The 22,614-nt window shown below is 27.2% G+C and carries 22 protein-coding genes; 19 read left to right on the top strand and 3 right to left on the bottom strand.

Annotated elements, in window-relative coordinates; genetic code table 11:
* Positions 1-40: 40 nt before the first annotated feature.
* Entirely contained in the window at positions 41-523 is a 483-nt protein-coding gene (locus tag ACQY5W_RS09635; RefSeq protein WP_428024750.1) for a DUF6196 family protein, read from the bottom strand.
* A 176-nt stretch (positions 524-699) separates the two neighbouring features.
* Here ACQY5W_RS09635 and rhuM point away from each other — a divergent pair, with 176 nt between their 5' ends.
* From rhuM to ACQY5W_RS09600, 7 genes are all read left to right on the top strand, one after another.
* Positions 700-1,566 carry a RhuM family protein gene (gene rhuM / locus ACQY5W_RS09630; protein ID WP_428024749.1) on the top strand — a complete coding sequence of 289 codons (867 nt, stop codon included), beginning with the start codon at positions 700-702 and terminating at the stop codon, positions 1,564-1,566.
* Between the two features lie 11 nt (positions 1,567-1,577).
* The gene (locus tag ACQY5W_RS09625) at positions 1,578-2,663 is read left to right on the top strand and encodes a DNA alkylation repair protein (protein ID WP_428024748.1); all 1,086 of its coding nucleotides are present in this window, start codon (positions 1,578-1,580) and stop codon (positions 2,661-2,663) included.
* Positions 2,647-3,114, top strand: a complete 468-nt coding sequence (gene ybaK / locus ACQY5W_RS09620) for a Cys-tRNA(Pro) deacylase (RefSeq protein ID WP_428024747.1) — start codon at positions 2,647-2,649, stop codon at positions 3,112-3,114. Before ACQY5W_RS09625 ends, ybaK begins: the two co-directional genes overlap by 17 nt.
* Positions 3,115-3,177: 63 nt before the next feature.
* A complete protein-coding gene (locus ACQY5W_RS09615; RefSeq protein ID WP_428024746.1) occupies positions 3,178-6,372 on the top strand; it encodes an NAD-glutamate dehydrogenase domain-containing protein in 3,195 nt (1,064 codons plus the stop codon).
* 68 nt (positions 6,373-6,440) lie between these two features.
* A complete protein-coding gene (locus ACQY5W_RS09610) occupies positions 6,441-6,656 on the top strand; it encodes a hypothetical protein (RefSeq protein ID WP_428024745.1) in 216 nt (71 codons plus the stop codon).
* Positions 6,657-6,797: 141 nt separating this feature from the next.
* Positions 6,798-7,313 carry a hypothetical protein gene (locus tag ACQY5W_RS09605; protein ID WP_428024744.1) on the top strand — a complete coding sequence of 172 codons (516 nt, stop codon included), beginning with the start codon at positions 6,798-6,800 and terminating at the stop codon, positions 7,311-7,313.
* Positions 7,314-7,423: 110 nt separating this feature from the next.
* Positions 7,424-9,412, top strand: a complete 1,989-nt coding sequence (locus ACQY5W_RS09600; RefSeq protein ID WP_428024743.1) for an EAL domain-containing protein — start codon at positions 7,424-7,426, stop codon at positions 9,410-9,412.
* Positions 9,413-9,430: 18 nt separating this feature from the next.
* Here the strand turns inward: ACQY5W_RS09600 and ciaB are convergent, their stop codons facing one another.
* Positions 9,431-11,308, bottom strand: a complete 1,878-nt coding sequence (gene ciaB, locus ACQY5W_RS09595) for an invasion protein CiaB (protein WP_428024742.1) — start codon at positions 11,306-11,308, stop codon at positions 9,431-9,433.
* Positions 11,309-11,367: 59 nt separating this feature from the next.
* Positions 11,368-11,910: a hypothetical protein gene (locus tag ACQY5W_RS09590; protein WP_428024741.1), complete on the bottom strand. Its 543-nt coding sequence runs from the start codon at positions 11,908-11,910 to the stop codon at positions 11,368-11,370.
* A gap of 195 nt (positions 11,911-12,105) precedes the next feature.
* On the opposite strand from ACQY5W_RS09590, the gene ACQY5W_RS09585 reads away from it, so the two are divergent.
* From ACQY5W_RS09585 to ACQY5W_RS09530, 12 genes are all read left to right on the top strand, one after another.
* Positions 12,106-12,372 (top strand): hypothetical protein, encoded by a 267-nt coding sequence (locus ACQY5W_RS09585; RefSeq protein WP_428024740.1) that lies wholly within the window; start codon positions 12,106-12,108, stop codon positions 12,370-12,372.
* Positions 12,359-12,643 carry a type II toxin-antitoxin system RelE/ParE family toxin gene (locus ACQY5W_RS09580; RefSeq protein ID WP_428024739.1) on the top strand — a complete coding sequence of 95 codons (285 nt, stop codon included), beginning with the start codon at positions 12,359-12,361 and terminating at the stop codon, positions 12,641-12,643. The genes ACQY5W_RS09585 and ACQY5W_RS09580 overlap by 14 nt, the downstream gene beginning before the upstream one ends.
* 13 nt (positions 12,644-12,656) lie before the next feature.
* Positions 12,657-13,472 (top strand): hypothetical protein, encoded by an 816-nt coding sequence (locus ACQY5W_RS09575; protein ID WP_428024738.1) that lies wholly within the window; start codon positions 12,657-12,659, stop codon positions 13,470-13,472.
* 620 nt (positions 13,473-14,092) lie between these two features.
* Positions 14,093-16,006 carry a molecular chaperone HtpG gene (gene htpG / locus ACQY5W_RS09570; protein WP_428024737.1) on the top strand — a complete coding sequence of 638 codons (1,914 nt, stop codon included), beginning with the start codon at positions 14,093-14,095 and terminating at the stop codon, positions 16,004-16,006.
* A gap of 183 nt (positions 16,007-16,189) precedes the next feature.
* Entirely contained in the window at positions 16,190-16,801 is a 612-nt protein-coding gene (locus ACQY5W_RS09565; protein ID WP_428024736.1) for a hypothetical protein, read from the top strand.
* Between the two features lie 55 nt (positions 16,802-16,856).
* A complete protein-coding gene (locus tag ACQY5W_RS09560; RefSeq protein WP_428024735.1) occupies positions 16,857-17,153 on the top strand; it encodes a nucleotidyltransferase family protein in 297 nt (98 codons plus the stop codon).
* The gene (locus ACQY5W_RS09555; protein WP_428024734.1) at positions 17,146-17,484 is read left to right on the top strand and encodes a HepT-like ribonuclease domain-containing protein; all 339 of its coding nucleotides are present in this window, start codon (positions 17,146-17,148) and stop codon (positions 17,482-17,484) included. The genes ACQY5W_RS09560 and ACQY5W_RS09555 overlap by 8 nt, the downstream gene beginning before the upstream one ends.
* A gap of 128 nt (positions 17,485-17,612) precedes the next feature.
* On the top strand, positions 17,613-18,350 hold the full coding sequence (locus ACQY5W_RS09550) for a sulfite exporter TauE/SafE family protein (RefSeq protein ID WP_428024733.1): 738 nt from the start codon (positions 17,613-17,615) through the stop codon (positions 18,348-18,350).
* 21 nt (positions 18,351-18,371) lie between these two features.
* The gene (locus tag ACQY5W_RS09545) at positions 18,372-19,193 is read left to right on the top strand and encodes a LysR family transcriptional regulator (RefSeq protein ID WP_428024732.1); all 822 of its coding nucleotides are present in this window, start codon (positions 18,372-18,374) and stop codon (positions 19,191-19,193) included.
* Between the two features lie 63 nt (positions 19,194-19,256).
* On the top strand, positions 19,257-19,736 hold the full coding sequence (locus tag ACQY5W_RS09540) for an N-acetyltransferase family protein (RefSeq protein WP_428024731.1): 480 nt from the start codon (positions 19,257-19,259) through the stop codon (positions 19,734-19,736).
* A 108-nt stretch (positions 19,737-19,844) separates the two neighbouring features.
* Positions 19,845-20,795, top strand: a complete 951-nt coding sequence (locus ACQY5W_RS09535) for a TAXI family TRAP transporter solute-binding subunit (RefSeq protein WP_428024730.1) — start codon at positions 19,845-19,847, stop codon at positions 20,793-20,795.
* A complete protein-coding gene (locus ACQY5W_RS09530; RefSeq protein ID WP_428024729.1) occupies positions 20,795-22,594 on the top strand; it encodes a TRAP transporter permease in 1,800 nt (599 codons plus the stop codon). The genes ACQY5W_RS09535 and ACQY5W_RS09530 overlap by 1 nt, the downstream gene beginning before the upstream one ends.
* The last annotated feature ends 20 nt before the right edge of the window (positions 22,595-22,614 follow it).

Genomic DNA, 22,614 nt, shown 5'->3' with positions numbered 1-22,614 from the left:
CTCATCGATATATCATTTTAACTAACTCTATGAAAATATATTAACATATCTCCATTATTTGTAGTATACGAGTCCTCTCCTGTATTAACTTACCTTTTGAGATTAATTCTTCAAGCTCTTTTGTTACATCTTCATAAAGTTCAGCAGGACAACCCCAATAATCAAATATTCCTCCACGGTTTGTGTTTTGTCCGCAAGTAACAAAGACCCCTGTTCCTAAATTTCGTTTCAAATGACTAGCAAGCCAACCAACGAAGCCACTATTATCAGAGCATCCATCAAAATGAAAAGAGAAGATAACAAATAACTCTTTTGACTTGTCAATTGATGGTACTAACTGGCTCCAAACTTCACTATCTCTCACTAAAGCAAGAGCATTTTGATCTACGTTAGCTGGAAAATTGCTTAGTGGAAATTCGTCAAAAACATAAGTGCCTTCATATATTTTAATTTCACTTTGGGCTATTACTTTCAATAATCTTTTTTCGATTTGTTCTAGAGTTTCATGGCTAATGTGAACCATCCAATTTTCCTTTTGGTGTAACTATTTATTAAGTGTGCATTCTATATAAAACACTCTTAAAATAAAAAAGTAATCCTCCCAATTATTCATTAAAACATAACAATCTGCAATATTTTTAATCCAAACTTTTTTTCTACGCTATAGTTCAAAATCAATAAATCTTAAAAGGTATGATTATGAATGATATATCAAATATAGTAGTTTATAATGATGGAGAATTGGAACTGAAAGTTTCAATGGATAATGACACCGTTTGGCTTAACAGAAATCAATTATCAGAGTTATTTGGGCGTGATATAAAAACTATTGGTAAGCATATTAATAATGTTTTTAAGGAAAAAGAATTAGATAAGTTTTCAACTGTCGCAAATTTTGCGACAGTTCAATTTGAAGGCGAAAGAAAAGTTCAAAGAAATATTGAATATTATAATCTAGATGTGATTATTTCAGTAGGATATAGAGTAAGTTCATCAAAAGCAACAAAATTTCGTCAATGGGCAACTTCAATTCTAAAAAGTTATATTCAAAATGGCTATGTAATAAATAGTGATAAAATTACCAATGAAAGATTTGTATCCTTAGAAAAAGATGTAAATATTTTGAAAAATAAGCTTGATACTATTTCTTCAAAACTAGAAGATGATAGCTTTAAAATCAAGCAAGGTATCTTTTATGATGGTCAAGTTTACGATTCTTATAGTTTTGTATCTGATTTATTAAGAAGTGCAAAAGAAGGGATAATACTTATAGATAATTATATTGATGATACTACTCTAACGCTTTTTTCAAAAGTGATTAATATAAAAGTAACGATATATACTAATACGATTACAAAGCAACTTAAACTTGATTTTGAAAAATATTCTAAACAATATGATAATATCAATCTAAAAACTTTTAAAAACTCTCACGATAGGTTTTTAATCATTGATAATCAAGTGGTTTATCATATAGGTGCAAGTTTAAAAGACCTTGGCAAAAAATGGTTTGCATTTTCTAAGATAGATATAAGTGCAAATGATTTAATATCAAAACTAATTTAAAAAGAGAGAATATGGCAGAACAATTAAAAAATGTATATACAAAAGATTATATAAATAATCTTGCAAATAAAATAAAAGAAAACTATCCAGAGTTTGATAGTGGTGGTTTTATAAACTCTATTTTTAATCACACTTGGGAAAACTTAGAATTAAAGATGCGTATGCGACATATTGCTATTACTCTTAATGAATTTCTTCCCTTATCTTACAAAGAACAATTAGAAGTATTGAAACCTGCTTCAAAAGATTTTGGCTCATTTGAAGCCATGTTTTTTCAAGATTTTGTGGAAGTTTATGGTTTAGATGATTTTGAAAATTCTATGAAAGCTTTGGAAGTATTTACAATAGATTCAAGTAGTGAATTTGCTATAAGACAGTTTATATTAAAGTATGAAGATGAGACGATAGAGCAGTTGAAACTTTGGTCAAAATCACCAAATGAACATTTGAGAAGGCTCTCTTGCGAAGGGTGTCGTCCTAGACTTCCTTGGGCTGTGGCTTTGCCTATGTATAAAAAAAATCCATCGAAGATTTTAGATATTTTAGAAACTCTTAAAAATGATAAAAGCCTATATGTACGTAAATCTGTAGCAAATAATCTAAATGATATATCTAAAGATAAGCCAAAGATTGTAATAGAGTTTGTGAAAAATAATCTTGGGGTTTCTATCGAGCTTGATTGGATATGTAAACATGCTTCTAGAACTTTACTTAAAAAAGGTGATGAAGAGATATTGAAGTTATTTTCTTTTGATAAATCATCACATATAAATCTAACAAATTTTACCCATGATGAAGTCGTAAGTGTAAATGATAACTTGGTTTTTTCCTTTGAGTTAGTTTCAGATGAACCTTTGGGAAATATAAGAGTAGAGTATGCAATTGATTATCTAAAATCAAATAATACCCACAATAAAAAAGTCTTTATGATAAGCCAAAATGATATAAAATCAAAAAATAAAAAGTTTACCAAAAAACAGAGTTTTAAAGAGATGACTACAAGAAAACACTATTTAGGTAAACACTATCTTTCTATAATTATAAATGGAAAAGAGATGATAAAAGGGGAGTTTATTTTAAATGACACCAGCAATTAGATTATTAAAAAAGAACAAATGTGATTTTAAGATTCATAAATATGACCATGACCCAGCATGTACAAACTTTGGTGAAGAGGCAGCTGTAAAACTAAATCTTGATAAAAATAGAGTATTTAAAACTTTATTAGTGGAACTTACTCCAAAGGAGTTGGTAGTTTGTGTAATACCTGTTTCCAAACAGTTAAGTTTAAAAGAAGTTGCAAGTGCTTTTAAAGTAAAAAAAGCACAAATGGCAGATAAAGATGAGGCACAAAAAGTCACAGGATATTTACTTGGAGGAATTTCACCTTTAGGGCAGAAAAAAAGGTTACAAACAATTGTTGACAAATCGGCATTTAACTATGATACAATATATGTAAGTGGTGGAAAAAGAGGTTTAGATATCGAGTTAAAACCTCTGGATATTAAAACCTTATTACAAGCTAAAGAGTGTGATATTAGCGTATAGTTTTAATAAACTATTAATCTTTTAGCTGTAGTATTGTAATAAGAAAACAAAAAAAGGATATTTATGGCTTCTTCAGATATGAATGCAGTATGTTCTCAGTTATTAAGACCTCAGGATTTAGAAGTTTCGGATAAGTTATTTAAACAAGTTCAAAATGAAAAAGTTGTTACAAATATACTTAAAGAAAAAAACTCTATAAATATTAAAATATTTTCAACTTATCAATTATATTTATCATTGGTTACTCCCATATTACATGATATTGGATTTTTGATTATTGATGAAGTTACTTACAATATACAAAATGGAAAAGACCAAATTTATGTTTCAAGGTTCAATTTAAAACTTACTAAAGATGATGATTTAGAAAAGATATTAAATGCAAAAGAAAACCTTGAAAAAGTTATCACAAATGTTGTAAGTGATGATACGATAAAACATTCAAAGGTTTTTTCATTAGTTTATAATCAAAATTTTGATGAAAGAAAAATAAAGTTAGTAAGAGGGATAATTGAATATATTGACCAAGCTGTTCTTACGATAAATAGTGCAACTATTTTACATACATATATTACACACCATGATATAACTAAACTTTTTGTTGATTATTTTTATCTTAAATTTGACCCAAGTGTTACAAAAAGAGATAGTCAATTAAAGCAGTTAAAAGAAAAAATTGAAGAAAAAATCAAACAAATACCACAAATAATTGATGATAGAATTTTAAAACTTACTTTATCATTTATGGATTCTATATTACGTACAAGTTATTTTCTAAATAATGAGACAATAGGATTTAAAATCAATGCCCTAGAATTTGGTAAAAATCTAAAAGGATTACAACCGAATTTAGAGAATTTTATTTATCATGAATCTTTTTATGGAATACACTTAAGAATGAGTAACATTTCAAGGGGTGGACTAAGATGGAGTGATAGACATGATGATTATAGGCAAGAGATAAAGTCACTTATGATTACTCAAGAGGGTAAAAACTCAATTATCATACCTGATGGTGCAAAGGGTGGATTTGTAATAAACAAAGAGAGTACCGAAGTAACAAAAGAGTATTTTAAAGAGATTTATACAATGTTTATAAATGCTAACCTTGATTTGGTAGATAATATGGTTGATGGCAAAATTGTTAAAGATAATAATCTTGTTTGTTATGATGGTGATGACGCTTATTTTGTAGTAGCAGCAGATAAAGGGACTGCTGCCATGAGTGATGTGGCAAATGAGATTGCCATAAGTAGAGGATTTTGGCTAGGTGATGCTTTTGCTAGTGGTGGAAGTAATGGATATGGGCATAAAGATTTAGGTATTACTGCTCGAGGTTCGCTTATCTCTACACAAAGATTTTTTATAGAAGAGGGAATTGATATCTATAAAGATAGTATTACTGTTATGGGTATTGGTTCTATGAGTGGGGATGTTTTTGGAAATGGTTTAATAGAGTCAGATAAATTTAAACTTCTTGGTGCCATAGGTCATAAAGAGATTTTTATCGATCCAACTCCTGATCTTGCTGTTAGTTTTAGTGAGCGAAAAAGACTTTTTGAATCAAAAGATGGAAGCTGGAAAAACTATAATAAAAAACTTATTTCAGCAGGTGGTGGAGTATTTTTAAGAAGTGAAAAAGAGATAGAACTAACACCAGAAATTAAAAAACTTCTTGGTACAAGCAAAAAAGTAGTAAGTGGTGAAGAGTTATGTATTATGCTTTTAACTATGCCAGTTGATTTATTATTTAATGGTGGAGTTGGTACCTATGTAAAAGCAAGTGATGAAAACTCATTTGATATAGGGGATAAACAAAATGAAGCAGTAAGGGTCGATGCAAGTAGTCTAAAAGCAAAAATAGTATCTGAAGGTGGAAATCTAGGGTTTACTCAAAAAGCAAGAATTGAGTATGCTTTAAATGGTGGTAGAATCAATATTGATGGTATAGATAATGCAGCTGGAGTTGATACTTCTGACCATGAAGTAAATTTAAAAATTTTACTTAATATGATTGCTACTAAAGAGAATATTTGTAAAGAAGATACCCAATCAACATTGAACTCTTTAACAGAGCAAGTTGTTAATTTGGTTTTACAAAGTAATTATAATCAAGCATTGGCAATATCAGTTGATGAAAGATTTTCTAGAAGATATTTAAATGACTTTTTAAAGGTTATTGATGTTTTAGATAATCATATCCCAGCATTTAACAGAGTCGCTTTTTATATTCCAAAAAACGAAAATATAAATGATATTATTGATATAAATGGTTCTATTGTAAGACCAGTATTATGTTCTTTGTTATCATACTCAAAGATATTTTTGAAAAAAGTATTATTGGATTCTCACCTTATTGATGAGCCTTTTGCTTTACAGTTTTTATATAGATATTTCCCTAAATCATTTGTTGGTGCCTATGAGCATGAGATATTAAACCATCCTCTTAAAAGAGAAATTATAGCAACAAAGATGGCTGATATTTTAGTTAACTCCCAAGGATGTACTTTCATAAGTGATTATGAAAAACTTGGAAATGAGAAGTTTATATTAAAAATTAAATCATATCTTGTGGCTAAACAACTGTTTGGGGCAAAAGAAATAAGAGAAAAAATTTATGAGCAAGATTATGTTATGGATGTTGATACACAATATAAACTAATCAATAAATTAGAATATATTTTATATGCAAGTACTAGATGGATGGTTAAATATCTTAAAAAGAATCAACTTGATGCTGCGCATATTTTAGACCACAAAACAGAGTTATTTGAGTTGTTGAAAAAGGTACATAATCAACAAATAGAAAATCTAATAGACAAAGATGAAGAGTTTAATTTATTCTTTTCTGTGATTGATTATCTAAGATTTGCAGTTCCTGCTATAGTTATAAAAGAGAATACTAATCATTCTTTTAAAGATGTGGTTGTATTGTTTTATTTACTAATTCATGAGTTTAATATCTTAGACATTATTGTTTCTCTTAATAAAGTTGAAATAACATCTAAAAATGATATGGTTTTACGAAATCAAGTTTTACAATTTATTGAGTTTATAGTAGTTCACTACACTAAAAAAGTATTGAACTTCCAAAGGGTAAATGAAGCGCCAGAAGTTGCATTTGCAAATTTTGTAAATAATGAAAGTGATTCGTTTTATAAAGTTAGAGAACATTTGGATTTGTTTTTAGTAAAAGAAAATAAAGATATAAAAGAAATAGCAGTAACTGTAAATCAAATGATGGTTTCATTATTATAATATACACTTATAATAATTGGTTAACAATTCTTTTATATAATAAAACAAAAATTTAAAAAGGATTTATTATGAAAAGTAATATGAATGACGAACCAAGTTTAGAAAAAATAGATGATTTTAATGGTAAAGAGACAAAAGATAAAAGAAATACCGTAAGATTAGTGATTATAGGACTTTTAGTTTTTGGTGCCATTTATTCATATTTTAAATATGACAATAATCAAGTAGATGATTATGTAGGAACAGCAGAAAAACCGGGGATAAATGTAACAAAAGGGAAATAATTGTTTTAAGACTTTTTTAACTTTTTATTTAGATTTGTCTCTTTTATTATTTTTGTATATATTTAAAATATTCATCTTGCAAAGGCTTTTGCTGAAAAAAATATATGCTATAATTTTTAATTAAATATTTAAGGAATCCCAATGAAAAAACTCTCTTTTTTTAGTTTTGCACTTGCTTCAATTTTATTTTCATCTTCTTTGTTAGCTACAGATATAGATGTATCTTTTACGGATGAAAAATGGGATGGAAAAGTTGTACCTCTTGATGAAGTTTGTTCTGATTATAATATAGAAGCTGGTAGTACGCCAGGTATATTTGTAGATAATTTGCCTGAAGGAGCAAAAAAAGTAGTATTAAAGTTCAATGATAAAACTTTTACAAAAATGGATAATGGTGGACATGGAGTTTTATCATATACCATTGATGAAGAGAGTTCAAATGTAGAAATTCCTCCACAAATAGGTGAAACTTTTGATTTAGATGAAGGTTTTGAAATAGTAAGCGAACATACAGGAACAAGATTTAAGAAAAAGCCAGGTGCATATTTGGCTCCATGTTCAGGAGGAAAAGGGAACACTTATACTGTTGATATATCTATTGTTGATAAAAATAATAATGTTTTAGCAACAAAAATGTTAGTCTTAGGAAAGTATTAAAACAATCAAAAGTTTAAGACTTTTTATGTCAGAATACAAGTTTTAAAAATTAACTAAAATATATAATTTAATAAAAATAATTTTATATTGATTATAGAAAAGAGGTTTTTGTGTTTTCTAGTATTATTGATAAATCACATAATCAAAAAATTTTAAAAGTTTTATTTTTAGAGGATGATGACAAAATTGTATCAATAGTTGAGGATTTTCTAAAAGCCTATTTTTTTAAACTAACTGTATCAGTAAATTGTACTGATGTACTTGAAATATTAGAAAAAAATTTCTTTGATTTTATAATTATTGATGCAGATGTTAGTGGAATAAATTTAATTGAACAAATTACAAAAATAAAAGAAATAAATAATGAACTTTCTATTGTAATTATTGCTAAAGATATCAACTCTGATTTGATGAAAAAATGTATTCAATTATCTGTAGATGGATATCTTTTAAAGCCTTTGGAAAGAGAACAATTTAATTTAATAATCAAAAAAGAAATTGCCTATCAAAATAGTAAATATCGACTAGAAAGTAATATCAACTATTTAAATCAATATGTGGATGTAGTTGATAAGAGTACAATTATTTCAAAAACTGATATAGATGGGAAAATCACTTATGTCAATGAAAATTTTTGTAAAATCACTGGCTATTCAAAGGATGAACTTCTAGGTATAACACATAGAATATTAAGGCACAAAGATAATCCGGATATATTATATAAAGAGATGTGGGATACCATAAAAACTCAAAAGAAAGAGTGGCATGGGATTTTAAAAAACATTTCTAAAAGTGGTAAAGTATATTATATAAAATCTACGATAAAACCTATACTTGATTTAGAAGGAAATATTTCAGAATTTGTAGCTTTTAGAGATAGTGTAAATGTAGTTTTGGATGATAAAAAACATCTATTAAGTAAAATAGAGTCAAATAAATTATCCCTTTTAATATTGGTACAAATTGAAGAATTTGATATGTTAGAAAAATTTTATAACATAGTAAAAGTTGATCAAGTTGAAAAAACCTTTGCTTCAAATTTATTGGCATATTTACCTGATAATTATATTTTTGAAGAGGTATATGCTTTAGGTGATGGAAGATATGCTTTATTGTGTGATTATTATGCCTTTGAAAAATTAAAATTCAACATTAATCAATATTTAGAAATATTTGTAAAAAACGTTACAGAATCAGTTTTAGAAATAGATGGTATTGAGTATGATTTAAATGTTATTTTAAGTTATTCATGTGGAAAATATAGTCTATATGAAGATGCAAAAGCTGGGCTTGAAGAGGCTATTACTAAGAATAAAGTAATTAATTACTCAAATGATTCTTCCATAAAAATAAATAGGGAAGCTAAAAAGAACTTTGAAATTATAAAAATGGTAAAAATTGCCCTTGATAACTACAAAATAGTCTCTTATTTTCAACCAATCATAAATAACAAAACAAGAGAAATAGAAAAATATGAATCATTAGTTAGACTTATCAATGAAGAAGGAGAGGTAATATCTCCTTACGAGTTTTTAAATATTTCTAAAAAAGGTAATTACTATAATAAAATTACATCAAGAGTTTTAGAAAACTCATTTAAAATGTTAGAATTTGTAAATACAAAACTCTCTATAAATTTATCTGCTTTAGATATTGAAAAAGAACAGACTAGAAAAGAGATATTCTCTTTGCTTGATGAGTATAAAGAACAAAATAATAGAATTGTTTTTGAATTATTAGAAGATGAAAATGTAAAAGATTTTAGAAGTATTAAAAAGTTTATTAAAAGAGTTAAAAAAAGAGGAGTAATGATAGCAATCGATGATTTTGGTGCTGGATATTCCAACTTTGAAAGATTACTTGATTTTGAACCAGATATTTTAAAAATAGATGGTTCTTTAGTAAAAAATATTGAAAAAGATGCCTTTAGTAGAAATATCATTGAAACAATTGTTACCTTTGCTAAAAAACAAAAAATATTGACTATTGCAGAGTATGTGGAAAATGAAACAATATTTAATTTATTAAATGAAATAGGTGTTGATTATTCTCAAGGTTACTATTTTGGTAAACCAGAAGCTTTTGAAAGGGAGAAATAAAATAAGAGGTTTATCCTCTTATTTTATATAGTTGCTTTTTTTATCGCTTGTATCAAGCTCTTGACCGATCTCTTTATATCTTTTGAAATAGTATTTTACAAAGTCATTGATTGTTTTATCATTTGGCATAAAATATTTTCCATCTTTTGTAGCAAATTGATTTAAAAATTGTGTTGCATCTTTTTTATCTAAATAGTGTTTTGCTAAGTCTGTATATGTTTTGATATACCACGTTTTTAGTTTCTCAAATTTTTCATCACTTAAATTTATACTTAGTTTTTCATTTTCCCAACTTAAAACTTGTGAACTAAATAACCCGTCCAAGTGAATCAATCCTTCACAATAGTATGGTTGTACTTCATCAACTTCCATCCAACCTATAAGTCCAACTGCTCTTTTTACACTATCAATTAAGACTTGTCTTTGTAGATGTTTTTCATCTTCATTTGTATCTAGGAAAAATGAGATAAGTCCGCCAGTTGTAGCTTTGAACTCTTCTATGTTTTTGAAGTTTCCTGTTTTATTCATCACTGATTCTGTTTCATCATCGCACCATAAAATATGCCCGTATTCATGTCCAATAGTGGTGATGTCGTAAACTTGATGCCATGATGAAGTTTCATTAAATAAAAACTTTCTATCTTCACTTAAAAATTCATTTCCAAATATTTCAGCACTTAGCCGTAAAAATGGTTTTGCTCGACTAGATTGTAAAATCTCATCTGCAAATGCAAAGATTTTTTTACCTTCTTCCCTTGATACTATTTCATCATTTGGTACAACTTGAGCTGAAAAAAGCCCATTTAACTCTGCTCCAAAAAATAGTGCAGGGCGTCCGATATATAGTTGAACTTTATCAAGTGATTTTAGTGAAAAGTCATAGATATTTTTATAAGCAGAGTTTTCTTCAAAGCTAGAGAAAATATTTGCAAATGCAGATTTGATTTTATTTACTCTGTGATCATTTTGTGCAAATTCTGGATTTGTAAATCTTATATCCCACTCTAGGGCAACTGCTTTTCTAAAGTGGTCTTCGTAATATTCAAGTGGGTGTCCTATTTGAATAGGAGATTTAATCTTCATCCAAGCTCTATCTACATCTGCCCATTTTTCTACTAAAGAGTTCTCTTTATCTTCTGCAAAGGCTTGAATAAGTGCTTGGATATATAAAACATAATCCCACTTATGTCCAAAAATTTCATCATCAAGTTCTATTAAACTCTCTTCAAAATCTTCTAGGGCATTGATTACTTCTGTTGTTTGTTTTTTGAAAGCTTTTATATAAGCTTGACTTTCATAACCATCAGCTTTTTTCATTAATGCAGAATATGATCTATCTGCATAAATATTATTGTGTCCTAAATCAAAAAGTTCATTTTCTTCAAGGTATTCAAAAACTTTTGATTCGTTTCCATCAAATTTTGCTAATAGTTCTTTATTAATTCCATTGATAATGTGTGCTGTCCATGAACTTTGCCATGATGACATTTTAAGCCCCACATTATAAACACCTTGAAAAATAGCTTGATAAAATGGTGTTAAAAGATTGTCTGACTTTATAAAATCAAGTGTTCTTTTATGTTTTTCATGCCAGAACTCTTTTACGAAAACATAAGCTTTCTCTTGAAGTTCAATGATTTCTTTTTCATTTTTATCTAGTTTTTTTAATACTTGTACAAGTGAATCATCTCTTAGGTTTACTATTCTTGTAACAAGGGCAAATCTTAAGTCATCACTCATATTAAGTTCTAAATCTTTTGCAAAATTATCTATTAATGTTAGTTTCTCATACTCTTTATTTTCTAAAGCTGATACTAATTTATTTATTTCATCTTTTTGAGTATTTAAGTATTCATATATTTTTTTTGAATCTTTTAAAAATTGTTCTTTATTCATATTATCCCTATTTTTTTCTTTTTTGTATTTTATCAAAGTTTGTTTGTATTTTTTTTAATTTAACAAAATTCAATCTTAGCATTTGAAATTTTATTAAGTACTTTTAGTTTATCTCTCAAAGGCAACCATTTGATTAAAATAGTAGCCAAGGCTTCCCAAAGTGAAACCCAACCTGCAACCATGGAACCTTCAGATAAAAGCTTCAATAAGAACTTTTCATTATCTCCTAAAATCAAAGCAATAGCAACAAATATAAAACCAATGATTATAAAAATAGAAGAGTTTTTAACTTGTTCTTTTAGTTTTCTTTGCTCTAAATGTTGTAAATAATCAAAATAGTTTTTGATGCTATTTTTAAGTTTTTCATTAATATCTTCTTGTGATGGTTCACTGAAATAAAATCTTATGATAAAAGGATGATTGCCTATCTCTTCAACGCTTTGTATCAAGTAATTCTCAAAATCATCATCTAAATCTTTTTTTATAAAAGTAGATTTTTTATCATAAATAGAGTACAAATCTTCTATTTTATTAGAAGATATATTGATAATAAGTTCATTGTCTTGTGTTTGTTCATAACGTTCGATTATCTTGTTTTTCATCTTATTTCTCAAGTTTTTGTAATATTTTATCTAAAATTATTAAGTGTGTTGTAGTTTTTAGTTTAGTGTAGTATAGATATTGCAATTTTTTAAATTTAGCTTGGAATTAGTGTTTTTAAGTTAATATCATATCAATGAAAGTTTTTATTTTCAGATAGCAAGTCTGTTAATTCGGATAATAAAAAAGAGGTAAAAATGAAAACTATACAGCTTCAAGTAGAAGATAATAATTATGAGTCATTTTTAACTATTATTAAAAGTTTAAAGAAAGGTATGGTTAAAAATCTTGCAGTAAAAGAAAGTGATTCCATAGTTGATGATTTTGAACAAACACAAAAGTATTTTCATAAATGCTTGGAAAATATTGAAAATAATAATATACAGCTATTATCAGAAGAACAATATGTGAATCAAATGAATAATTTCAAAGAAAATCTCAAGTCTAAATATGCAAATAATTAGGGATATTAATTATCTTCAAAAACTTCAATCTGTCATGGAATTTATAGCACAAGATAGTGTGAATCAGGCTATAAAATTTCAAGTAGAGTTAGATGAAATTATAGATGATATACCAAATATGCCTTTTAAATGTAGAAAATCAATCTATTTTGATGATAACAATATAAGAGACCTTATTTTTAAGGGCTATATTGTACCTTATAAGATTGATACTTCTAAAAATCAAATGATTATTATCGGTATAAACAAATATATGGAAAAATTAATGTGAGTTTGTTGTAGGTATGAATAATAATGTATTTCCAAATCTTTCTCTTAAAGAATGGATAGAAAAATTTAATACTTTAGAAAAACCTCCAAAAATTAGTACAATAAAAACATATTTTCAAAAATATAAAAATAATCAACTTGAACTTTATTCACTTTTTAATAAAAAGCAAAGCAATCAAATTATTGATAAATTTGATCATTATTCATATATTGAAAAATATTATGAAGAAAAAGAAAAATGGGAAAAAGGCGGTCTACTTTCATACAAATCAAAAGCACTTATTGAAATTTTTTCATGGGAAAGAGATATATCAAATAATTTATATTTAAAAATTGCAGATAGACAAGAAGCTGTAGAAAAATTTATTTTAGGAGATAATTCCACAAATGATAATGGAAGATTTATTTATATTAAATATGCAACTAATGAATCATTTTTTGAATTTATACAATATATAAACAAATTTGTTGAAGAATATATGAAAATACTAGATTTAAAAGAAAATCAAATATTTAGAAATATAAAAGGAAGAACATATCAAGAAAAAGAAAATAATTTAAATCTAACAATAGATTTAATAAATGAACTTCTATATCTTCAAGATAAAAATAGAGAAATGATTAAACATATTAATTTGCAAGATTTTAGAGATTTAAGAAAAGAGTTATTGAAAAATATTGATAAAATAGATATAGAATTCAGTGATTTTCCCAATAACTTAGCTTCTTTAATAAATGAAATTGAAAGTAAAATCAAACAAGAAAGTAAATTTATAAATGAACAAATTAAGTTAGAAAATGAATTAAAAACAAAAAGGACATTTAAGTAAATCTTAAAAAAATAAAATGTAAAAATTTGCATCAAAATTCTTTGCTTTTCAATCATTAGATATCTTATACTCTCATAAATAAAACGAAAAAAGGATGAATTTATGGAATTGTCTTTCAAGTTTAAAAGGTTTTTTATAAAATTAAATGAAGGAATAAAAAAACTTATTAGGTCGTATGTTAGATATAAAATTTTAGAATTTATATTTTCTTAGAGTAATAAACACAGTAAATAAATTATAAGAAAATTTGTTTTTATAAAAAGAATAAATAGTCTAAGTGAAAATTAAAGAGAGTTTAATACTTGGGCTTATTTACTTTTAGTAGAACACAATTTTATATTTTAGTTAAAAGCTGTACCGATATTGTAGATATTGCAAAGATAATGAATCATCTTTTAGTTTGACTTTGATATTTATAAAACAGAGTTTGAAGAGTTTAATAAAATTTAAAAGTTTAAACTAGCACTCAAATATTAAAAGTGCTAAATTTTATCAAAACTTTAGCTTCCTTTTATAAAGTTGTGATAAAATTTCTCTTACAAAAATTAAAAATTATAGGTGAAATTCATGGCAGACGTTGCGTAAGCAACTTAACCATGCCCTAAATAAAAAGGATTAACATGGCAAAACATCAATTTCAAACAGAAGTTGGACAATTATTACATTTAATGACTCATTCTTTATATTCAAATAAAGAGATTTTTATAAGAGAGCTTGTATCAAATGCAAGTGATGCTATTGATAAATTAAACTATTTAAAACTTACAGATGAAAAAATCAAAGCAGCACTTCCTGAGGATTGGTCTGGTGAGATTAATATCTCTTTTGATGAAGCAGATAAATCTTTAACTATTAGAGATAATGGTATTGGTATGAACGAAGAAGATTTAATTGCTTCTATTGGTACTATTGCAAAATCAGGAACTAAATCATTTATTGAAAACTTAACAGGTGATGCAAAAAAAGACTCAAATCTTATTGGTCAATTTGGTGTTGGATTTTACTCTGTATTTATGGTAGCAAGCCAAGTTGATGTTATCACTAGAAAAGTTGGAGAAGAAACATCTTACAAATGGTCAAGTACTGGAACAGGTGAGTTTGATTTAGGTCCTTGTACAAAAGATGGTGTAGGAACTGTTATTTACATCAAACTAAAAGATGAAGAAGCAGAAGAGTTTGCAAGTAAATATAGAATCAAAAATATTGTAAGTAAATATTCAAATCATATTGCTTATCCAATTTTCTTAAATTATTCAGAAGAAGTAACTGAAGAGTTAAGTGAAGAGGATAAAAAAGCAGGAAAAGAAGCTAAAAAAACTACTGAAAAAAGACATGAAAAAATAAACGAAGCAACAGCTCTTTGGATGCAACCAAAAGCTAAAATCAAAAAAGAAGAGTACAATGATTTTTATAAATCAATCTCTCATGACTCTACTGATCCAATGCTTACAATTCATACAAGAACAGAAGGTGTAAACGAATATACTACACTATTTTATATTCCATCAATCGCACCTATGGACATGTATAGAGCTGATTATCAACCAGGTGTTAAGCTTTATGTTAAAAGAGTATTTATTACAGATGATGAAAAAGAACTTTTACCTACTTACTTAAGATTTGTAAGAGGTATTATTGATAGTGAAGATTTACCTTTAAATGTATCTAGAGAGATTTTACAAGAGAATAGAATCTTGGCAAATATTAAACAAGGTAGCGTGAAAAAAATCCTAAGTGAGATTAAAAAACTTTCTAAAGATGAAGAAAAATATGCTGAGTTTATAACTCAATATAATAGACCACTTAAAGAGGGTGCTTACCAAGACTTCACAAATAAAGAGGCTATCTTAGAACTTTTAAGATATAAATCAACAAAAACTGAAGCTGGTAAAATGACTTCATTAGAAGCTTATAAAGAAAGAGCAAATAGTGAACAAAAAGCTATTTATTATATCGTTGGTGAAAATGAAAATGTGATGAAAAACTCACCTTTACTTGAAGCTTATAAGAAAAATGATATTGAAGTTTTAATTTGTGATGATAAAGAGATTGATGAGATTATTACTCCTGCATTACAAGCTTATAAAGAGTGGGAATTTAAAGATATCACTTCTTGTGAAGCTCCAAAAGTAGAGCAAAGTGAAGAAGAGAAAAAAGAGGTTGAAGAAAAATTTGAATCAATCACGAAAAAAATCAAAGATATTCTTGGTGTTGCTGTTAAAGATGTAAAAGTTACAAATAGACTTTCTGAATCTCCATCTTGTGTTACAAAAGATGCAGGTGACGCACAAATGGCTCAAATGATGCAAATGATGAGAGCAATGGGACAAACTATGCCAGAATCAGCTCCAATCTTAGAAATTAACCCAGACCATGAAATAGTTAAAAAACTAAATGGTTGCCCTGATGATAGCTTAATAGCAGATGTATCATGGGTACTATTAGACCAAGCGAAACTATCAGAAGGTATGGAAATTACTGATGCAGTGGCATTCGCTCAAAGATTAACTAGAATCACTGCAAAAGCATTATAAAACTATTCTACAACGCCATTTTTTCATAATCTCGGCGTTGTAGAAATTATTTTACCTCAGTCACATACTACTTGTATGCTCCCTCACTAAAAAATTTCTTCGCCTTGATATTATAAAAAACTGTCATTGGATAATAGTTTTATTTTGTTTTGAGTAAAATGTATAAAAATTAAAGGATTAATTATGTTTGCTTTTCTTGAAAATTTTTCTAATAAAGAAATTATTTTATTTATTGTAATTTTTATTTTTAGTATGTATAAAATTTTTATGAAAGAGAGAGTTTTTAGAACTAATGTAAATCATAAAAAGATAAAAGAGTTTGTTAAGTTTTTTAATAATAAAAAGAATTTAAAAAAAAGAGTGTCTTTAGAAAATATAGTTATCTATAGATTTAATTTTTATATAGAATATAAAATATTAAAAAAACTAATAAAGTTAGAAAATCCAACTGGTTCTATGTATCAATATATTGATACATTTAATTTTTTATCATTTAATGATAAAAAATTGCATTTTAGAAATAAATATTTCTTAATTACAAAACGTAGAAGAAAATATTATTGTTTTTTAATTTTTCTATTTTCTATAGTTAGTATAGTTATTTCATTTTTCTCTTTTATATACTGTTTAGCAATTTTCAGTCAAAATAGCTATGAGTTAAGTGTAGTTGTTATTTCTTTTTTATATGGGGTAGTATTTTTATTTGGTTCTATTTTATCTGTAAAAGATATTAAAAGAGTAAAAGATGCTGAAAAATTAGTAAAAAACTTTAATAAAGAAGAGTTGCATTTATGATAAAAATATTGAAAAATAAATTATGATATAATACATCAATAAACAAGGATTAAAAGTGACAAAAGAATATATTATTAATTATCTTAGTGAACATAAAGATGAATTTTCTAAAAAATTTGGTATTACTAAACTTGGGCTTTTTGGCTCTTACGTTAGAAGTGAAGCTAAAGAAAATAGTGATATTGATATTCTTGTAGAACTTGAAAATGGTCTTAGTAATATTCATGATAAAAAATCTGATTTTAAAGATACTTTAGAGAAGTATTTCAATCTCAAAGTTGATATCGCAAGAGAAAAGTATTTAAAACCTCTTGCTAAAAAAGAGATATTAAGTGAAGTGGAATATGTCTAAATTACGTTTATCTTTATTATCTATTCTTGAATCAATTGATAAAATTGATAGATATACACAGGAGCATAAATCTGCTGATGAATTTTATCATGAAGAAAGAGATTTTGATGCTACTATGATGCAGTTTATGATTATTGGAGAAATGATTTCAAAGCTTGATGCTACTTTTAAAGATGAATACTCCAATATTCCATGGCAAAAAATCAAAGATTTTAGGAATATTGTAGCTCATAATTATTTTGGTATAGATGCTGATGAGATTTGGGAAATAATTACTACTAAAATAAAACCACTAAAAAAAGATATTGAATCTATCCTTACAAAAATATAATCAAATTCATTATACATTTTAAAATAAAATCTAACTCTTTTTAAACAATTTTTATCTTTTTTAGCTATAATTATCAGTAATATCATTTGGTATTACTAATAATTATATGTAATATTAAAGGTAGTCATATGGACTTTGATTTTATTCTTGCTTTTGCCATGATTGTTTATATATCTTCGATAGTTCATGGTAGTATTGGTTTTGGTTTTGGGATGATTTGTACTCCCTTGGTTGCTATGTTTACTGACATACAAACTACTATCATGTATATGCTTATTCCTACTATGCTTGTAAATATTGTTAGTATTTTAAGTGAGGGGAAGTTTTTTGAAGCTTTGAAAAAGTTTTGGTTTATCATAACTCTTATGGTTATTGGTAGTTGTATAGGTACTGTTTTACTTATATTTACCAACTCTGATTATTTTAAACTTCTTTTAGCTTTGATTATATTTGTATATTTACTTCAATCAGTAGTTAAGATTGAAGCAACTTTTGTGTCAAAATACCCTAAGGCTTCAACTTATGGTTTGGGTATTTTTGGTGGTGTTTTATCTGGTCTTACAAATATTGTAGCTCCTTTGATGATAATGTATACTTTGGAGTTAAAATATTCAAAAAAAGATACGATTCAGCTATCAAATTTATGTTTTTTGTTTACTAAAATGGGACAAATGGCTGTATTTTTGTATTATGGTGCGTTTACTCAAGAATCATTTGAGATTTCAATGATAAGTTTAGTTGCTGTATCTATTGGGCTATTTTTTGGAATAAAACTAAAAAAAAGAATAGATGCAAAGTTTTATACAAAGATATTAAAAGTATTGTTATTTATTATTGCCACTATTTTGGTTTTTCAAACGATATAACTTATAAAAGGATATTTTTATATGGATTCAAATTTATTAAAAGTTTTTATTGCAGTTGCAAATACAAAGAGTATATCCTTAGGTGCACAAGAGCTTAATTTTACCCAATCAAATGTGACCTTAAGAATAAAACAGCTTGAAAAAAGTTTGGGTTATGATTTGTTTCACAGGACAAATAGGGGAGTTGTATTAACTCTAGCTGGTGAGAAGTTATATCCATATGCAGTGGATATAGTAAAAAAAGTTGAAGAAGCTAGTTTAAAGATGAAAAACGTAGATTATCAAAAGCTTTTAAAAGTAGGTTCAACGCAGTCAAATACAACGATTAGACTTACAAAATTTATAGAAAATATAAATAGTGATTTTCCAGATATGAAATTAGATTTTGTAGTTGATAGTAGTTTAAATCTAATAGAACAACTACTTAATTATAAACTTGATATTGCCTTTGTCAATGGAAATCCAAATCATAAAGATATAGAGGTTTTAAATATATTCAAAGAAGATATTGTCTTAGTTGAAGCCAAAGATAAAATACCTGAAGATACAATCTTCGCATATAAAAATGGTTGTTTAAATCGTATATTTTTAGAAGAGTATTTAAATAATGAAAAGGAAAATATTTATAAAAGAGTTAATCTTGAAAATTACGAGTTAATTTTAGCTTGCGTAAAAGCAGGATATGGAGTGGCACTTTTTTCAAGGGAGATTATTGAAAAATTTGGCTATGCAGATAAATTAAAAATAACAAAGATGGATTTTAACTTAGATACTTATTTGATATGTAGAAAAGATTTTATTCCCATGATAGAAAGTTACTTAAGAGAGATAAAATTGATTTGAAAAATATTATTAATAAGAAATTAAGAGTAATTTGTTATATTCATTTTTTTTAAAAGGATACAAATGTCAATAAATATAAGAGATGCAGTTGCATCAGACACACAGACTATATTAGACTTTATAATTGAGCTTGCAGTTTATGAAAAAGCAGAAGATGAAGTAAAAACAAATGTTGAAGAGACAAGAGAAGCAATTTTCGGTGAAAACTCTACAGTTAAAGCTTTGATTTGTGAAGAAGACGGGATAGCTATTGGTTATGCTGTTTATTTTTATAACTATTCAACTTGGCTTGGAAAAAATGGTATTTACCTAGAAGATTTATATGTTTCTCAAAATAAAAGAGGAAATGGTGCTGGAAAAGCTATGCATAAACATTTAGCACAAAAAGCATTAGATGAAAATTGTGGAAGATTTGAATGGTCTTGTTTACATTGGAATACACCTACTAGAGAGTTTTATGAAAAAATTGGTGCTGTTGCTCAAAGTGAATGGGTAGGATATAGACTTGAAGGTGAATTATTAACTAATTTTGCTAGTAATTAGTTTTTTAGGTAAAACTTTTTTTACTAATATTAAAACTTTGTTGGAAAATTATTATAATGATTAAGGATATCTTGTTATAATTTTCCACTTTTATTATTAGGAGAAAAAATGAAATTATCAAAAATCTTATCAATAGCTACTATATGTGCTATTTCTTTAGCTGCAAATGCAAGTGAAAGAATCACATTAAAAGCTGCAAAATCTACATCGTCATATTATCAAATGGCAGTGCAAATTGGTGAAAATGTTAGTAAAGCTACAAACAATGATTTAAGCTTAACTATTGAAGAGAGTCAAGGTTCTGTTCAAAATGTAAAAGAGCTAAGAAAAAGAAGTGGTAATTATATTTTTACAACTCCTCCTGCTTTAATTGGTTTAGCAAAAAACAAAAAAGCTATGTTTAAAGATGATAATCCAGAAGATTATGAAAAAGTAAGATCACTTTTTCCAATTCCTTATTTAACAATGCATATGGTTGTAAGAGCTGATTCAGGTATCAAAACTTATGATGACCTAAAAGGTAAATCATTACTTATTGGAAAAGGAAGTTTTGGAGCTAAAGAGGCTCAAAAATATGTTGAGTTATTTGGTTTAAAAGATGATGTAAAACTAATTGGTGCTGAATTATCAGGTGCAGTAACTGCTCTTAAAAATGGTCAAATTGATGGTTTTGCAACTTCAGGGTCTTATCCAGCACCAAACGTTATAGAAGCAAGTGCAAGCGATAAAATCAGACTTTTATGTATGAGTGATGAACAAATCGCTAAAACAAAAAGAAATAAAATCATAATTCCAGCAGGTACATATACAGGAGTTGATGAAGATATTGCAACAACTACACTTCCAGTTGGAGTATATACAACAACAAATATGAGTGAAGAGACTGCTTATAAACTTACAAAAGCATTTTGGGAATCTAAACCAGAGTTAGAAAAACAAAATATTTGGTGGAAAGCAATTACATTTAAAAATCTTGATATGTTCAATACAAAACTTCACAAAGGGGCATTAAAATATTACAATGAAGTAAATGCCAACATTCCTCAAAGTCTTAAATAATGGTTCAAAACAATCATAAGCTACTGTCAATAAAATTTTTGACAGTAGCTTTTTTAGCATTAATTACTGTTGGATTTCATATTTATTTAGTATTTACAGGTCTTATGCCAAATCTTGTTAGTCGTCCTTTACACTTAGCTTTAGTTTTACCTTGGATTTTTCTTTTATCTGTGGATGAAGATAGCTCAAAGTTTACAAAATATATTGGATATATTTTACTTTTATGTGGAGTTTTTTCTTCTTTTTATATAGTGCTTAATTATAGTGCCTTAGAAGATCAATATGGCTCACTTGAAGGCTCTTTACAATACTTTGTTGCCATATCTTTGCTTTTAAGTGTTTTAGAAATGGCAAGGCGAGCTATAAAACTTGCCCTTCCTTTAACTGCTACCATTGCTTTAGCTTATGGGCTTTGGGGTCACTATATTCCTGGAAATTTTGGTCACCAAGAGATACCTATGGATAGTTTTTTTGGTACTTTGGTTATAGCTGAGGGTGGAATATATGGTGGATTAACAGGAGTTTCTGTTAATGTGGTTGCTGTATTTGTAATACTAGGTGCCTTTGTTGGAATAGGTGAGGGAGGTAATGCTTTTATGTCATTATCAACTAAGCTTGCTGGAAGATTAAGGGGAGGTGCTGCAAAGGTATCTGTTTTAGCTTCTGCCTTTTTTGGTTCAATTTCAGGCTCAGCTTCTGCAAATGTTGCATCAACTGGAGCTTTTACAATCCCTACAATGAAAAGATTAAATTATCCAGCAAGTTTAGCAGGTGCCACAGAAGCAGTTGCTAGTACTGGTGGACAAATTATGCCACCACTTATGGGAGCAGGGGCATTTATTATGGCAGAATTTTTAGGAGTTCCATATGCTAAAATTATGGCGACTGCAATTTTTCCAGCTATTTTATTTTTTGTTACAGTTTGGATAGGGATTGATGTTTTTTCTAAAAAATACAATCTTCTTGCCATGGAAAATAAGGATATCCCAAAACTTAATCTTGTGATAAAACTGGCACCTTTTTTTCTTATACCTTTTGGGATTTTACTTTACGCTTTAATAGTTGTAGGTAAAACACCTCAATACTCTGCTGCACTTGCTATTTTTGCATCTATATTACTTTTACTTGTAAATAGAGATTGGGAAATATCTTTAAAAGAGTTTATTGATAAATTTATAGAGGGATGTATTACAGCATCAAAACAAATAGCTTCAATCGCTTCTGTTATTATTTGTGCTGGAATTGTTATAGGAGTTTTAAATATTACAGGAATTGGTGTAAAAATCACATCTGCAATTTTATATTTATCAAATGGAGAACTTTTTGTTGCTTTAATTTTAACAGCTGTTGCTTGTTTGATTTTAGGTATGGAAGTTCCAACAACAGCTGCTTATATAATTTGCGTATCAATTGCTGGACCTACTTTACAAGAGTATGGGTTATCTGCTATTCAAGCACATCTTTTTGTGTTTTGGTTTGCTTTACTTTCAACTATCACTCCTCCCGTTTGTGGTACAGTTTTCATAGCATCTGGAATTGCTCAAGCAAATTGGATGGAAGTTGCTGGTAAATCTATGAAACTAGGTATTGGATTGTATATTGTGCCTTTGGCATTTGTTGTTAATCCTTTTTTAATACAGCCAGATATAAATCTTACGATGGCATTTTTATCTTTTATAAAAATTGCTTTAGGATTAGGATTATTATCAAATGCTTTAGTAAATGATAATTTAAAAATAATTTTTAGAAGTATATTAGTACTTTTAGGTTTTATTATCATCTTTTTCCCCTTTCAATAAGCTATAAACTATAGCTTATT

It is taken from the genome of Arcobacter sp. (assembly GCF_050300555.1).
Lineage (GTDB): Bacteria > Campylobacterota > Campylobacteria > Campylobacterales > Arcobacteraceae > Arcobacter.
The sequence above is the reverse complement of the archived record's forward strand: the minus strand, read 5'-3'. Positions and strand labels throughout refer to the sequence as shown.

Coding starts and splice junctions, on each gene's coding strand:
- ACQY5W_RS09530 (WP_428024729.1), top strand. CDS start 20,795: ATGGTTCAAAACAATCATAAGCTACTGTCAATAAAATTTTTGACAGTA.
- ACQY5W_RS09590 (WP_428024741.1), bottom strand. CDS start 11,910: ATGAAAAACAAGATAATCGAACGTTATGAACAAACACAAGACAATGAA.
- ACQY5W_RS09610 (WP_428024745.1), top strand. CDS start 6,441: ATGAAAAGTAATATGAATGACGAACCAAGTTTAGAAAAAATAGATGAT.
- ACQY5W_RS09605 (WP_428024744.1), top strand. CDS start 6,798: ATGAAAAAACTCTCTTTTTTTAGTTTTGCACTTGCTTCAATTTTATTT.
- ACQY5W_RS09535 (WP_428024730.1), top strand. CDS start 19,845: ATGAAATTATCAAAAATCTTATCAATAGCTACTATATGTGCTATTTCT.
- ybaK (WP_428024747.1), top strand. CDS start 2,647: ATGACACCAGCAATTAGATTATTAAAAAAGAACAAATGTGATTTTAAG.
- ACQY5W_RS09585 (WP_428024740.1), top strand. CDS start 12,106: ATGAAAACTATACAGCTTCAAGTAGAAGATAATAATTATGAGTCATTT.
- ACQY5W_RS09555 (WP_428024734.1), top strand. CDS start 17,146: ATGTCTAAATTACGTTTATCTTTATTATCTATTCTTGAATCAATTGAT.
- ACQY5W_RS09545 (WP_428024732.1), top strand. CDS start 18,372: ATGGATTCAAATTTATTAAAAGTTTTTATTGCAGTTGCAAATACAAAG.
- ACQY5W_RS09625 (WP_428024748.1), top strand. CDS start 1,578: ATGGCAGAACAATTAAAAAATGTATATACAAAAGATTATATAAATAAT.
- ACQY5W_RS09635 (WP_428024750.1), bottom strand. CDS start 523: ATGGTTCACATTAGCCATGAAACTCTAGAACAAATCGAAAAAAGATTA.
- ACQY5W_RS09550 (WP_428024733.1), top strand. CDS start 17,613: ATGGACTTTGATTTTATTCTTGCTTTTGCCATGATTGTTTATATATCT.
- ACQY5W_RS09565 (WP_428024736.1), top strand. CDS start 16,190: ATGTTTGCTTTTCTTGAAAATTTTTCTAATAAAGAAATTATTTTATTT.
- ACQY5W_RS09575 (WP_428024738.1), top strand. CDS start 12,657: ATGAATAATAATGTATTTCCAAATCTTTCTCTTAAAGAATGGATAGAA.
- htpG (WP_428024737.1), top strand. CDS start 14,093: ATGGCAAAACATCAATTTCAAACAGAAGTTGGACAATTATTACATTTA.
- ACQY5W_RS09580 (WP_428024739.1), top strand. CDS start 12,359: ATGCAAATAATTAGGGATATTAATTATCTTCAAAAACTTCAATCTGTC.
- ciaB (WP_428024742.1), bottom strand. CDS start 11,308: ATGAATAAAGAACAATTTTTAAAAGATTCAAAAAAAATATATGAATAC.
- rhuM (WP_428024749.1), top strand. CDS start 700: ATGAATGATATATCAAATATAGTAGTTTATAATGATGGAGAATTGGAA.
- ACQY5W_RS09540 (WP_428024731.1), top strand. CDS start 19,257: ATGTCAATAAATATAAGAGATGCAGTTGCATCAGACACACAGACTATA.
- ACQY5W_RS09615 (WP_428024746.1), top strand. CDS start 3,178: ATGGCTTCTTCAGATATGAATGCAGTATGTTCTCAGTTATTAAGACCT.